Here is a 14248-nt window from a genome sequence, read left to right on the forward strand (position 1 = left end):
TAAATATTTTTAAAATAATTGCAAAAAACTACTGATGGTCAGGCGGCCCTGCGCCGGATCGGCAGCCGCTGCGCTCAACTCCCTGATATTCCCTGAATGTAACAGATTGCCCGGGTAAATCACCGCCCGGTTAAAGCAGGCCTCAACCTCACCGATTTGCTGAAACAGCGCAGAACTGCCGTGCATATAACGCGGCGCTTCATGGAGCCGGGCCGCCATCGCTTGTTGTTTCAGCACCGGCGCATAACTTTGCAGGCGCTCTGCGCTGATCCGCTCAAAACCGGTATAACGATGGCGATAAAACGCCGTGCCGCCCTGCCTGGCATCACACAAATAATGCACCATCGCCAGCTGATGCGGTTCCACCGTATCAAAATGCGGCAACATCTGAATCGGCTTTAGCTGCTCCGGCGGCGTACAGGCCAGCGAAAACGCCGAACTGAGCACCCGGACTTGCTGCGCCTGCGGCGCATACACCTGTTGCAGCAGAGGTAGCAGGTTGTGCAGCGCATCCTGATACGACTGCGGCGTCGGCGCCCGCACGCCCGGGTAAAAATTAGCCGGGTCGGCCTGATAAACGCCGTGCTGCGCTTGCTGCCTTAACCAGTCACCCGCCGGAAATAAATGGTCTATCACCAATAACGGCGTCTGCTCAGTGCCAAGCAGCTGACAAAGCACCGCAGGTTTTGGCGCTACAGAGGCTGCGCTTTGCATCGGTTTAACCCGCCAACTGCTGATTTTTGCGCGCGATTAAGCCGTAGATTTGTGCCGCCGAACCGAGGATGGCATAGATCGCCGCTAAATGACCCTGTTGATGCAGCTGCACCACTTGCTCTGGCGCCAGCGCCGCCAGCTTGTCCGCGTCGATACTGTACAAACCGTTCAGCCGCGTCGTGCTTTGGTCGGCAAAAGTGATGTCGAGCGACATCGGCTGTAACAACTGGCATTGCAGTAACATCTCAATGAGCGCATCGCGTTGTTGTTCACCCTGCAGCAGCTGAACCAAGCGTAACTTGGCCTGCCGGTAAAACTCAGTTTCGCTGCCATCGGGCAAAAACAGCAGCTCAGCGCCGGCTGGTAACGGCTGGTTCTGCCCGGTGGCCGGGCTGTCCATGTCGATGCAGACCACATAATCGTCGGCTTCCGGCGTTGCCTTGCCGACAAAAAACGGCTGCCGCTGGATTTGTAGCGGCAGATATAAGCCCTGCCAGCGACCTTGCTGCATCAGTAAATTCTCGTTGGCGGCAAAGCCGGTCAATGCTGCCAACACAAACTGACCGGTCTGGCCATTTTTCGCCAGTACCAGCGGCAACTGTGTAGCGACATGGCTCAGCTCGGCCGGCACCACCGGGATCAGATTTTGTCCGGCGGCATGCGCATCAATCTGCTCGGGCAAGACATACAGCTGTTGATGCCGGGCCGGTTCTACTGCAACTAAATGTGCCATGAATAACTTTCCTGCTGCTCAGATGGTCTGAAAACCATACTGACGAATTTTGTTGATAAGCTCGCGGTGCGTCGGTAATAACGTCAGCGCCTGATCGATCATTTTGCGGTTTTGCTGCAGCTGCGCTGTGGCAAAATCCCAGTTATTCAGCTGATGGCGCAGGCGGGTGGTGTCACTGCGAAATCCCATGCCATACAACACGTACTGATAACTGGCGGCCGGGAACACTTCATTATTGCTGGTGAAATCCAAATCGCCCGGCGCACGATGCGTCCACAACTGCATCAAATCCTGCAGGCTTTGCGGAATAGTCGCCGGGTCGCGATTGTCACGCCAGAAGGCGCTGTCGTTGCGCTGACTCAGAATGTAATGCAGCTTCAGAAAATCGATGATTTTGTCCCAGCGATATAAAAAGGTCTGATTAAACCGCCGCGCCACAATATCCATCACGCCGCGGGTGGCTGGCAGTTGCTCGGCAATCATCTGTGCGGACAACTCCACCAGCACCAGCGCCGAGGCTTCCAGTGGCTCGAGGAAACCGGCTGACAAGCCGACCGCGACACAGTTGTTCTGCCAGAAGTGCTGGCGATGACCACTGACAATCGGGATCTTGCGCACCGCAAGGTCCGCAATTTGCGGCCCGACATACGCCGCTAAAGTGTCCCGCGCCTGTTGTTCACTGCAGTAACGGCTGGCATAGACGTAACCAACCCCACGGCGGTGCTGCAGACCGATATCCCAAATCCAGCCACAATCTTGCGCGGTCGAAATGGTATGGGAGGCGATTGGTGCGTCCGGGTTCTGATACGGCACCTGCACCGCCAGCGCCGTATCGATAAACAGCACGTCGTCACAGCGCTTAAACGGCACCTGATAATGCCCGCCCAACAACAACGATTTAAAGCCGGTACAATCGACAAACAAATCACCGGCGATCAGGCCATGGTTCTGGGTTTGCACGGCGGCAATGTCGCCATTGTCAGCGCTTTGCACGGCGATCACATCATCCTGAATATGTTCCACGCCGAGTTTTTCGATGCAGTGGCGCTGCAAAAACAGACCAAACTTGCCGGAATCGAGGTGATAGGCGTAATTGGCGACGGCAGCATATTCAGCATGCCGGATGGTTTTCGGCGCCAGACCCTGCTCACAAATGGCTTCCTGATAGCATAAGTCGTTGGAAAAGGAACTGAGTGGGCCTGCCAGATCGGCGGCGGTTTTGCCTTGTAGCCAATAAGCCGCCATATCCGCTTTGCCAAAACCCTGCGGCAGCACCAGCGGATGGTAATAAAAATCGTCAGTCGCGCCATTGACCCAACGGGCAAACTTGGCGCCTTGTTTAAAGGTGGCGTCACATTCACGGATAAATTCGGTTTCACTGATACCAAGCGCCAGCAAGGTGCTGCGCATCGTCGGCCAGGTGCCTTCGCCAACGCCAATCGGCGGCACGCCAGGAGATTCAATCAGAACCACTCTGATCGCGCCAGCCTGACAGTTATGTTTGGCCGCAATGCGTCCGGCGGTCAGCCAACCGGCATTGCCTCCGCCAACGATCACGACGGTCTGGATCGGGTTCTCTGCTGTGTTGTTGTTTTTGTGTTGGGGCTGAGATTGCATGGGTACTTCCTGCTTTGCATCGCAAAAATGGAGTCAGCGAACTGACTCCGAAACAACCGCAATGACCACCCCGGGATCGGTGGTCACTGCGTCACTACTACATCAGAATTACACAACAACAGCGGTTAGAATGAACCGCGCACACCAAAGGCCACGCGCCGGCCGCTGTCTTCAATCAATAACAGCTGGTTGGCAAAACGACCGCGTTTGTGCACGTATTCATTGGTCAGGTTGATGCCTTCAATGACGACGGCCAAATCCGGCGTGATGTCATAGCTCGCACTGGCATCAATCTGCGCATAGTCTTCGACAATGACCACACCGTCGCCGTTGCTTTGGGTCAGCGACTGCACAAAAGCATCACGCCAGTTGTAGGCAACCCGCGCCTGCAGTGGGCCTTGCTCATAAAACGCTACCAGATTGTACGAATCACTGAGGCCGGTTAACGCAAACACCTGATTGATATCCGCCGGATCCAGTTCGGCATTACTGTCGACCAGTGTCGCGTTCGCCATCACACCAAAACCCGACTCAAAGGTATGTTGCACTGCCAGTTCAAAGCCGTCGACAATCGCCGATTCACCGTTGCTTGGCAGCGTATTGCTAAAGACTGCCGTGCTGTCAGCACTATCCGGCGCGCCTGAATTGGTGCCGGTCGACGGATCGGTCAGCAGGCCACCATTGGCCAGCGTGAAGGTTTTGTCTTCGGTGATGTTGATGATGAAGTTCGACACGTTTTTGCGGAAATAACCGCCCGACAGATAACTGGCATCGCTGTAATACCATTCCAGCGACAGGTCGAGGTTGGTCGCGCTGAACGGTTGCAGTTCCGGGTTACCTGAAGTTGAGGTTAAGTCGCCGCCCTGACGGGTGGTGCCAATCACAGTGACTGGTGACATGCTTTCCAGCGTCGGCCGGGTCAAAGTTTGAGACGCAGCGAAGCGGCCCACCAGGTCGTCGGAAATATCCAGTTTGACGCTGAAATTCGGCAGAATGGCTTCATAGCTCGAGCTTTCTTTGATCGGCTGCGCAGCACCGAATTGCGCCAGCATCTCGGTTTCATCGAGGATACGCAGACCGCTGACCGGCGCATCGGTACCGTCCACATCGACACTGGTGCGCTCATAACGCACACCGGCGGTGCTGGTTAACGGCATACCGGCTAACGAGCCTTCAAAATCCAGTTCCAGATACAGCGATGCCGTATCTTCACCGACTTCAAACGACTTGTTGCGTTTGACCGCATCAAAGCTGATCGGCTTGCCGATCGAGGCCGCATATTGTTCGAGGAAAGCAAAGTTGGCTTCGCCATCATGCGCCAGCCACGAGGTTGGCATCCGGCCACTGCCACTGACGCCGCTTAAGAAATCACTGCCGGCATTAAAGACATATTGCGGGAAACCGGCCATGTTCGGTTTGTCCGGATAGCCACAGAAAGTACAGTGAATACCGACACCTTCGTTATCCCAACGCTCCAGGCTCTTGGTTTCAGTCGAATACATAGCACCAAATTTCACTTTGGTTAAACCGCTGGCCGCATCTTCATTCCAGACGCCATCCCAGCGCAGCTGATTCAAATCATCTTCCACCGCCCAGCCACGACGTAACATCACGTGCGCCCGGCTGTTTTTCGGATCCAGGTGATTCGACACGCCATCCGGTTTCACGCCCGGTTGATAAGCGGTGCCATTCAGTTCCTGCTGGCCGCTGTAGATGTTTGGATTGGCGCCGGCAAACTCGCTGGCATACGGCAGAATATTGTCGTCAAGCTGGAAACGGACGCGGTTGGCATAACCAATCAGCGATAGCTGGTCTCCGCGGCCATTGTTCGGTTCACGCTCAGCGCTGGAATGGCTGAAATCGAATTTCATATTCAGGTTGTTGCTGACGTCCCAATCGGCATTCAGGCCAATCGACAGCGTATCGGTCAGGCGATCAAATTTCTTCGCGTGCATGTCGGTCGCCAGACCCACTTCCTGATACAGGTCAACTACAGTGCCGTTCGCATCCACCACCGGGCCTTTGGCGCCGCCAAACCCAGTGATATTCGGCGCGGTAAACCAGTGGCCATAGGACGTGGTATCTGCCTCAACGTCAAAATCGGAATAGAGCGCGTCAGCGGTCAGTTCCAGATTGTCGGCCGGTGCGTATTGCAACACCAGATTAGCGTTGGTACGGCTGCGCTCTTCAAACGTCACTTTGTGGTCGTAGTTGCGCGGTGAGAAAATATTACCGCTGTAGGCAGCGCCGCTTTGCGTGACTGGATTTGGCACGCCAACGTTTTCCAGCCAACCATCAATTTGTGCCTGATTCAGCCGGGTATCGCGCTGCTGATGCGACACAGCCAGCAAAGCGCCGACTGAGCCGTCTAAAAAGGTATCGCTGATCAGGCCAGAGACCTGTGGCGAGGTTTTTTCGCTGTTTTCTTCGTACACGCCTTTGATGCTACCGGCGACTTTAAAACCACCGATAGCAAAAGGTCGGGCCGTATTGACGTTGACGGTCGAACCAATACCACCGGATTGCTGCGTCGCGGTGGAGGTTTTGTGCACATCAAGGCTACGGACTAATTCCGCTGCAATAGTGTCAAAACTAAAGGCGCGGCTTTGGTTTTCCGACGCCATTTGCCGGCCATTGACCAGCACTGTATTAAATTCCGGGCCAAAACCACGTACGGTGATCAGTTGGCCTTCACCACCGGAACGGTCAATCGACACGCCGGTAATGCGCTGCAGCGATTCCGCTAAGTTGGTATCCGGGAACTTACCAATGTCTTCGGCAGAAATGGAGTCCACCACACCACCGGCTTCGCGTTTGGAATCCATCGCCCGCCCAAGCGCACCACGGATACCCCGCACTTCAATCACTTCTGTTTTTGTCTCTGCCTTTTCCTGTGCCGCAAAAGCTGGTGATACTGCCACTGTGCTGACTACTGCCATCACTGCCGTTGCCACTTTGTTTTTCTTATAGTTCGCCATGTCGTCATTACTCTCGAAAGTCGGATCTATCAAAATAGATACCTGCCCACTTTCGCTAATCACCGGCTTGAGACCGGTCCCCTGCAGCAGAATGCGCAAGGCTTCGTCGAGGTTGTACTGACCACGCAGCGGATTGGTCACTTTGCCTGCCATCTTGTCGATGGGAAACAGCAAGGTGATGTCAGCCTGTTCAGCAAAACTGATTAGCGAGAGATCGGCTCTTTGTTCCGGAATATTGAAAGCAATCTCAGACGGCTTTTCATTCGCCAGCGCTGCAGCAGATAAGTTGCAGACCAGCAGCAATGACAACAAAGGCCGTCGCGTGCGTCGATATCCCCCCCGCATGTGCTTACGCCATGCAGAGAACCAAGACGACAGAGCGCGAATTTTCCGCCATATCCTTTTAAACAAGCTGTGAAACAATTGGTGTGTCCTCTCCCCGGCCTAAGTCGATCTTGTTGTTTTTATTATGTTTTTATTGTGTGCTTTTTTTTATGCATGCAAGGTCAGGTTGATTTGCATGGCGCACTGACAATCAGGCTTCGACAACGCCTGCACCAGACCGGTGACACTGTTGCACCAGAATGACAATTTCTCATCAAACCTGAATTACCGGGAAGTTTCAAGCAAGGACCCACGATAGCGACGCTACAACGATGCTATCAGCGTCGGCTGTGGACGGCAGTAACGGAGATCAGGGGCCTGATCTCCGTTCGATCCATCTTCAGTTGAGGAGCCACGATGTGCATCGCGGCATGACCGTTATTCGCAGCGCAAGACCTGGGCAGGGCGACTGCTTGCCGCTTTAAACGCAATGCTCGCAACGGTAAACCAGGTGATCGCCGCGACAATCAGCGCTGACAGCAAGTACACCATTACAGATTGTTCAATGCGGTCGTTAAAACCAGCCAACCAATCTTGCACCAGCCACCAGGTCAGCGGGAACGCAATCGCCACACTCAAGGCCACCAGCGTCAGGTATTCGCTGGCCAACAGGTTCACAATCGATAAGCGTGACGCGCCCAACACCTTGCGTACCGACACTTCTTTTTGCCGCCGCAGCACGGAGAACGATGCCAGTCCAAACACACCAAAACAGGCCAGTGCTATAGCTAAGCCACTGAAAATACTTACCAATAATGCAGTACGTTCGTCACTACGGTAGATAGCCTTGTAATCTTCGGCCAGCACTTCAATCGTCGGCGCATACATGTTAAGCGCTTGCCCCAGCACCTTGCTGAGTTCAACACGGATCGCGGGTAGCTGGTCCATGTCGACCTTGAGCAGTAATTTGCTGTACCAGTTATTGGTGTAACCGCAAATCAGCACGGGCGCAGCCTGATTAGCGCGGGTCGAACCCACTTTGATATCACTGACCACGCCAACAACAGTGAATTGATAAGTCTTACCCTGTGAATCCGTTGCCGAAAACAGATGGCCAATTGCATCTTGGGCAGAAGCAAACCCCGCTTGGCGGGCCAAGGTTTGTGTCAACAAAATACTGGCCTGGCCGAGTTGTTCATTCGGCTCGTGATACCAGTCACTGGCAGTACTTTCGGAAAAATCGCGACCAGCGAGTAATTGCAATCCTAACAACTCGACCGGGCGGTAGCCGACACCAATCAATGGGATCATTTGTTCGGTCAGCACCCCATTGTCACTGTTCAGCGGCATCGACGAGTTAAAACTACCGGTGATGGGAATATCCACAGCGCCAACATCCAACACGCCAGGAATAGCTTTGACACGTTGCATCAATTGCGGATTGGCGACATTCAGAATTTTTTCACTTTGAATATCAGCAACTTGAATACGACCTGCCCGCTCGTAACCGACAGGCAAATTTTGCAGGTAATGCAATTGTTGCTGCAGCAATACCGCCGCGATGATCAAGGCTACTGACAAGGCAGATTGCAGCGTTAACAACCCCTTGCGGACCAACACCGCCGTCTTGCCACGTTGCAAATCGCCACTCAGTACCCGTTTGGCGCTAAAGGCTGCCATAAAAAATGCCGGGTAAGCGCCAGCAATCACCCCGGTCAGCAGCAAGATCAGCAGTAAGCCCGCCCCAAAGTCGGACAGATACGTCAACGCCAATTGGCGCTCAACCAGACCGTTAAACCACGGCAATAATAATTCAGCAGCCGCGCAAGCCAACACACCGGCGATCAAAGTGATGAGCACGCTCTCGACCAAAAATTGACTGATAATTTGCCAGTGGCTGGCGCCCATCGCTTTACGGACTCCTACTTCTTTAGCACGGCGCGCGGATTGTGCAATACTCATGTTCACGAAGTTGACCCCGGCAAGCCCTAGCAGCAACACACTTAAACCGATACAAATCCACAGGTTACTGCGCGTACCGCTGACTTTCAGCTCCAGGCGATTGTTGCCATTTAAATGAATACCGGTTAGCGGCTGCAAACTTATTTTTACCATGTCCGGCGACTCGCCCGGGTAAGCAATCTTGACGTAAGCGGGTGCCAGTTGTTGCTGCACAGTCGCCACGTCCACGCCTTCGTGCAACCGCACATAGGCATACGCATTGTTAGCGCTGTATTGCTCACGAAATGGTTTTAACTGGAACACACCGTCAAACGCGAAGTGGGTGTTTGCCGGCAAGTTGGCAAACACCGCCGCAATAGTCCAACGGGTTTCACCTTGCTGCAGCGTATTCCCGATCACTTGTTGCCAGGCGGTATTTTGACCAAACAACCGAACCGCCAACTGCTGACTGATCGCTAACTGGCCCGGCGTCGCCAGCGCTTTATTCAGATCTCCTGCCAATACAGTTAATGGCAAGAACTGCGGCAAATTGGCCGAGGCTCCCATCATGCCGGTTAACCGATAGCTGTTTTCACCAAGACGAAATTCAGCGGTCGCGGCCAGTGGCTCGACCAACAACACATCGTCAATACCCGCCAGGTCGCGCAGCCGGTTCATGGTGTTTTTGTTGACGATCGGGATGCCGCCGTTGAGCGGCACTATGTATTGTTCTACCCGAAACACCTGCTGCGCCTGCGGCAGCCATTGGTCATACGAGGCTTCATGCCGCGCATACAACGCAATCAAAATGGCCGCAGCCAAGCCTAAAGTTAAACCAGCGATATTCAGTGAAAAATGCAGTTTATGCCGCGAAAAAGCGCGCAGAGCAGTGATCAAGTAATTGAACCACATGTTAGGCGACCTCACTGCTGACGTTTGAATGATTGGCACGGTCTAACAGGATTTGTCCATCCAACATCCGGACTAAGCGATCGGCATAGGCGCCTTCCCGCTCTGAATGCGTCACCATCACCACGGTAGTGCCTTCACGGTTGAGTTCCCGCAATAGGTTCATCACGTCCTGACCGTTTTTGGAATCGAGGTTCCCTGTAGGCTCATCCGCCAAAATCAGTTTGGGTTGGATCACCAAGGCGCGTGCTACTGCGACCCGTTGCTGTTGCCCCCCCGATAACTGTTGCGGCAAATGGTCGGCACGATGGTCGATGCCAACCCGCTGCAACATGGCGGCTACGCGCGCTTTACGCTCCGCTTTGCCGATGTTGAGATAGTGCAGCGGCAACTCGACATTTTCAGCAACAGTTAACTCATCAATTAAATTAAAGCTTTGAAAAACAAAACCTATATTGGCTTTTCGCAGGCTTGCGAGCTGCTTTTCGCTGTACTGCGCAACTTCGTGTCCGGCAAACAGAAAGCTGCCCGATGATGGGCTATCCAACAGGCCTAAAATCGATAATAAGGTGGATTTGCCGCAGCCTGACGGGCCCATAATCGCCACAAACTCACCGGCGCTGATGGTCAAATTAATCTGCTGCAGTGCAGTTGTCTCAACGTCTTCGGTGCGAAAAACCCGTTGAATATGCGTGAGCTGAATCATGGTCACTCCTTGAAAGTTCAATTGGATGTTATTCGATAGAGAGCACGGTCGCTTTATCAAAGCTGCCATAACCCGAGGTGATCACACGCTCGCCTGGCTGCAAGCCATCGAGCACTTCAAAAAACTGTTGATTGCGTTTGCCTAAACGGATGTCGCGGCGCTCGGCGTGGTCGCCATCACCGCTGAGTACATAGGCCCAATTGCCGCCGCTGCTGGCGAAAAACGCTCCACGGGGCAATAAGGTAGCGTTGTTTTTTGCCGCTCCAAGTACGATGTCAGCGTCAACACTCTGGCCACGACGCAAAGTGCTCGCGCTCGCTGGCAGAGCGACTTCGACGGTGAACTGATTGTTGGTGACACGGCTATCAACCTTGCTGATGCTGGCTTCAATCGATTGTTGATCCAGTTGCAACTGCACCTTCATGTCACGGCTGATTTGATTCAAATAGAATTCATCCAGCTGAATCACCAGCTTGTACTCACCGGGTAAATCGATTTGTCCCAGCCGCGCGCCGCGTTCTTTCGATTCACCCACTTCGACATTTAACTCGCTTAAGTAACCCGTCGCCGGCGCCTTCACCAACAGGTTGTCGAGGTTACTGCGCGCCAATTGCAGATTGGTTTGCAGCATCCGGGCACTGTCTTCTAATTGCGCCAATTGCTGCGTGCGAATACTGTTTTCCTGAGCTTGCTGCTCAAGTGCCAACTTGCGGCGCTCCTGATAGAACTTCAGGTTGTCTTCCAGCTGCGCCAAAGTCTCGGCCGCAATCAGATTGTGTTGTTGCAACTGCTTGCTTTGTTGCAGGCGGCGCGTCAGCTGACGAATTTGCAGCTCGACGTCCAATAAATCGCGTTTGAGGTTTAAGCGATTGGTTTCCATCGTCATTTGAGTGTTGCGCAAAAAGTTCAGCTGTTCGGTCACTTGCGCTTCACGGCTCATCACTTCCAGTTGCAAAGCCGTGTTGCTCAGTCGCAGCAGCGGCTGGCCTTTTTGCACAAAATCGCCATGTTCGGCTAAGCGTTGCTCCACCACGCCGCCAGCGATACTGTCGAGATAAATCGTGGTTTTTGGCATCACCTGACCGCGTACCGCGAGAGTGTCCGCAAACTGGCCCTGGCTGACGGTGCTGATTTGCAATCCTTGTGCGCTGACATGCTGCCGCTGTGTCGTGTCGCTGTGCTGACTGAAGCCATAGGCAACACCGACGATACCAAGCGCAAGTATGCCAATTGCGATCGGCCGCAGTTGTTGTTTCCAGCGGGGTTTGGCAATTTTTTTGTCCATGATGGCATCCTGTGGTCAGCGTGACGGTGGCATGAGATGTCATAAGTAAAACAATTGTTGTGCCAGAATATATTTTTCATATAATTCATTCATTTACAAATTTCCATATGAAAATGGTCGGTAAAAGTGTCCGCTGGTGGTACAGTGGGTTTTTCAGAAATTGTCCATTAATGGACACTTGAAGCGGGCAAGGACTCTGCAATGAAACATGCTGCCACTCTGCTGATCGTCGATGACAACGCCGATGTGTTGCTTGCGGCGCGGCTGTTACTGAAACAGCATTATCAGCAGGTCTTGACGCTGCAAGACCCCTTTGCTCTGGAAAGTACTCTGGCCGCTCAAGCCGTAGACGTGGTGCTGCTGGACATGAACTTTCATCGCGACGCCATCAGCGGCCAGGAAGGGTTTTATTGGCTGAAAAAAATTCAAAGCCTGGACCCGGGGATCGCGGTGATCTTGATGACCGCATACAGCGACGTGCATCTGGCGGTCGAAGCGATTAAATGTGGCGCGACGGATTTTATGCCAAAGCCGTGGCAAAACGATCAGCTGCTGACGACCGTTGCGACCGCCTGCGCCCATGCGCAGGATAAAAAAGCGCTTGCCCAATTAAGCCGGCAGGCCAAAGGGTTAAGCCAGGTGCTGGCCGGCGACCATCGCGCGAACGCACAGCCGTTGTTGGGGCAAAGCGCTGCCATGCAACAAGTGCTGGCCATCATTGAAAAAGCCGCACAAACCGATGCCAATATCCTGATCACTGGGGAAAGTGGCACTGGCAAGGAACTGACGGCGCACGCCATTCACCAACAAAGCTTACGCGCCAACGGCCCGTTTATCGGTCTGGACATGGGCGCTTTGGCCGGCAGTTTGCTGGAAAGCGAGTTATTTGGTCATAAAAAAGGCGCCTTTACCGACGCGCGCGCCGATCGGGTCGGCCGCTTTGAACTGGCGCATCAGGGCAGTTTGTTTCTTGATGAGATCGGCAATTTGCCGCTGGAACAGCAAATGAAACTATTGGCAGCGCTGCAAAATCGCCAGGTCACGCCGCTGGGCGCAGACAAGCCCGTACCGGTCGATATCCGGCTGATTTGCGCCACCAATGAAGCGCTGCCGCAAGCCGTGGCGGCCGGGCGTTTTCGTCAGGATTTGCTGTACCGGATCAACACCATCGAAGTACGTTTGCCGAGTTTGCGCGAACGCCTCGATGACATTCCGTTACTGGTTGACCACTACCTGCAGCACTTTGGCCGCAAATACAAAAAAGAACTGTATTTCAGCCCGGCGCTGCTGGCGCAACTGCAACGCTACCCCTGGCCTGGTAATATCCGCGAATTGGCGCACGCCATTGAGCGCGCGGTGATTTTAACCGACGGCGGTGAGCCAGATCTGGCTTTGCTGATTGGCAATACAGCATCGGCGGGTGATCTGGTGGCGCTGGCCCACAGCACGATACAGCCGCAGGTATTCCCCGGCAGCACACCAGCAGACCACAGCACAGAGCCGCTGTTTAATCTGGAGCAGGTCGAGCATCAAACCATATTGGCGGCACTGAAGCACTTCCAGGGCAATGTCAGCCATGCCGCCAAGGCCTTGGGATTAACACGTGGCGCCTTGTACCGGCGATTGGAAAAATATGGTCTTTAAACGCACCCCGCATATTGCTGACATCATTCTGCTGGCGCTGGCCTTGTCTGGTTCCGGCGCTTTGGCGATGTGGTTGTGGCTGCAGCAAGGTGCCAGCGCAATGCTGCTGGTATGCACGCTGTTGACGCTGCTGTGGATGGGGCTATTGCTGCGGCTATATTGGCGGCAACAGCAACTGCCGATCCAGATGTTTCGGGCGCTCGCCAATGGCGACCATACCTTAGGCTTGCCGGCTCATCATCTGCTACGACAATCCTACGAATCTGCGCGAGAACGTTTGCAGCAAACCCGTATCGAAGCCGAAGCCCAGGCGCAGTTTTTGCGGCATGTGCTGCTGCACACTGAACTCTCCTTGCTGATTTATCATCAAGACGGCCGGGTCATAGAGCAAAGCCCTGCCGCGGCAAGATTGCTCGGCCAGCGGCTGACTCATATTGACCAGTTGACCGATCCACTGCGCCGCTGCTTGATAGGCGAGCCTTTACGAGCGGTTGAACCTGTTGCGGACATCGGTCTGAACACGCCAAACCCGGCACAGCGCCAACCCCTTGCGCGCCATTCGACGGTGTCGTGGTGGCGCGGTGACCAACCCGATACGCTTGCCGTGATGTTAAACCCAGTGCAGATCGCTGGTGAAGCGATTTGTCTGGCGACCTTACAATCGATCCATCAACCATTAAATCAACGCGAACAAGAAGCTTACAATAAACTCACCAGGGTCCTGACTCACGAAATTGCCAATTCCATCACCCCGATGGCGTCGATTGCACAAAGTTGTGCGCAATTGCTGCCCGACGGGCTGTGTTTTGCTGATGAAAGTGATAAAGCAGACGTGCAAATGGCACTGCAGACACTCGGCAGACGCACAGCGCACTTGGTTGAATTTATTCAAAATTTCCGCAAAGTGGCCGCAGTTCCAGCACCAATACTGAGTTACAAACCGCTTGGCGATGTGGTCCATCAAGTTGCGCAGTTATGGCAAAGCCAGTGCCAGAGTCTCGGAATTGAACTGGTACAGCAACTGCTGGATAACCGCGTGGTGGCGCATGACCCGGCCCAACTCGAGCAAGTGCTGATCAATCTGGTCAAAAACGCCGTCGACGCTTTAGGGCAACAGGCCCAGCAGCATACTGCCGTTTTACCTGTCGCCCCGCCGCAGATACTGCTGACCTTAGCCCCGCTGAATGATGCGCAAACGATGATCGAGATCCGCGACAACGGCCCCGGCATCACGGCGGAAACCGCCAGTATGATGTTTGTGCCTTTTTTCACTACTAAACCACAAGGTTCCGGCATTGGTCTGGCGCTTGCCCGACAAATCATACGCCAGCATGGTGGCGACCTGGTACATGTCCCGACCTCAACTGGCGCCTGTTTTCGGGTGATGATGGGCTGAT

9 protein-coding genes are annotated in these 14248 nt (G+C 54.0%); 2 read left to right on the forward strand and 7 right to left on the reverse strand.

Going from position 1 to position 14248, the window contains the following annotated elements:
* Positions 1-9: 9 nt before the first annotated feature.
* From ACQ66Q_RS09545 to ACQ66Q_RS09575, 7 genes are all read right to left on the reverse strand, one after another.
* Entirely contained in the window at positions 10-714 is a 705-nt protein-coding gene (locus ACQ66Q_RS09545) for a DUF6445 family protein (protein ID WP_430456582.1), read from the reverse strand.
* A 4-nt stretch (positions 715-718) separates the two neighbouring features.
* On the reverse strand, positions 719-1447 hold the full coding sequence (locus ACQ66Q_RS09550) for a SapC family protein (RefSeq protein ID WP_430456583.1): 729 nt from the start codon (positions 1445-1447) through the stop codon (positions 719-721).
* Between the two features lie 18 nt (positions 1448-1465).
* Positions 1466-3064, reverse strand: a complete 1599-nt coding sequence (locus tag ACQ66Q_RS09555) for a tryptophan halogenase family protein (protein ID WP_430456584.1) — start codon at positions 3062-3064, stop codon at positions 1466-1468.
* Positions 3065-3189: 125 nt separating this feature from the next.
* Positions 3190-6387 (reverse strand): TonB-dependent receptor, encoded by a 3198-nt coding sequence (locus ACQ66Q_RS09560; protein ID WP_430456585.1) that lies wholly within the window; start codon positions 6385-6387, stop codon positions 3190-3192.
* 417 nt (positions 6388-6804) lie between these two features.
* Positions 6805-9219, reverse strand: coding sequence for an FtsX-like permease family protein (locus ACQ66Q_RS09565; protein WP_430456586.1), 2415 nt, complete (start codon positions 9217-9219; stop codon positions 6805-6807).
* Between the two features lies 1 nt (position 9220).
* Positions 9221-9922 carry an ABC transporter ATP-binding protein gene (locus ACQ66Q_RS09570; protein WP_430456587.1) on the reverse strand — a complete coding sequence of 234 codons (702 nt, stop codon included), beginning with the start codon at positions 9920-9922 and terminating at the stop codon, positions 9221-9223.
* A gap of 28 nt (positions 9923-9950) precedes the next feature.
* The gene (locus tag ACQ66Q_RS09575; RefSeq protein WP_430456588.1) at positions 9951-11207 is read right to left on the reverse strand and encodes an efflux RND transporter periplasmic adaptor subunit; all 1257 of its coding nucleotides are present in this window, start codon (positions 11205-11207) and stop codon (positions 9951-9953) included.
* Positions 11208-11408: 201 nt separating this feature from the next.
* On the opposite strand from ACQ66Q_RS09575, the gene ACQ66Q_RS09580 reads away from it, so the two are divergent.
* Both ACQ66Q_RS09580 and ACQ66Q_RS09585 read left to right on the forward strand, forming a co-directional pair.
* Entirely contained in the window at positions 11409-12851 is a 1443-nt protein-coding gene (locus tag ACQ66Q_RS09580) for a sigma-54-dependent transcriptional regulator (protein WP_430456589.1), read from the forward strand.
* Positions 12841-14247: a sensor histidine kinase gene (locus ACQ66Q_RS09585; RefSeq protein ID WP_430456590.1), complete on the forward strand. Its 1407-nt coding sequence runs from the start codon at positions 12841-12843 to the stop codon at positions 14245-14247. Before ACQ66Q_RS09580 ends, ACQ66Q_RS09585 begins: the two co-directional genes overlap by 11 nt.
* The last annotated feature ends 1 nt before the right edge of the window (position 14248 follow it).

The organism is Rheinheimera sp. (assembly GCF_965283995.1).
GTDB lineage: Bacteria > Pseudomonadota > Gammaproteobacteria > Enterobacterales > Alteromonadaceae > Pararheinheimera.

Bases quoted from the DNA above. Each gene is read 5' to 3' on its own strand.
- ACQ66Q_RS09545 (WP_430456582.1), bottom strand. From the start codon at position 714: ATGCAAAGCGCAGCCTCTGTAGCGCCAAAACCTGCGGTGCTTTGTCAG.
- ACQ66Q_RS09550 (WP_430456583.1), bottom strand. From the start codon at position 1,447: ATGGCACATTTAGTTGCAGTAGAACCGGCCCGGCATCAACAGCTGTAT.
- ACQ66Q_RS09555 (WP_430456584.1), bottom strand. From the start codon at position 3,064: ATGCAATCTCAGCCCCAACACAAAAACAACAACACAGCAGAGAACCCG.
- ACQ66Q_RS09560 (WP_430456585.1), bottom strand. From the start codon at position 6,387: ATGCGGGGGGGATATCGACGCACGCGACGGCCTTTGTTGTCATTGCTG.
- ACQ66Q_RS09565 (WP_430456586.1), bottom strand. From the start codon at position 9,219: ATGTGGTTCAATTACTTGATCACTGCTCTGCGCGCTTTTTCGCGGCAT.
- ACQ66Q_RS09570 (WP_430456587.1), bottom strand. From the start codon at position 9,922: ATGATTCAGCTCACGCATATTCAACGGGTTTTTCGCACCGAAGACGTT.
- ACQ66Q_RS09575 (WP_430456588.1), bottom strand. From the start codon at position 11,207: ATGGACAAAAAAATTGCCAAACCCCGCTGGAAACAACAACTGCGGCCG.
- ACQ66Q_RS09580 (WP_430456589.1), top strand. From the start codon at position 11,409: ATGAAACATGCTGCCACTCTGCTGATCGTCGATGACAACGCCGATGTG.
- ACQ66Q_RS09585 (WP_430456590.1), top strand. From the start codon at position 12,841: ATGGTCTTTAAACGCACCCCGCATATTGCTGACATCATTCTGCTGGCG.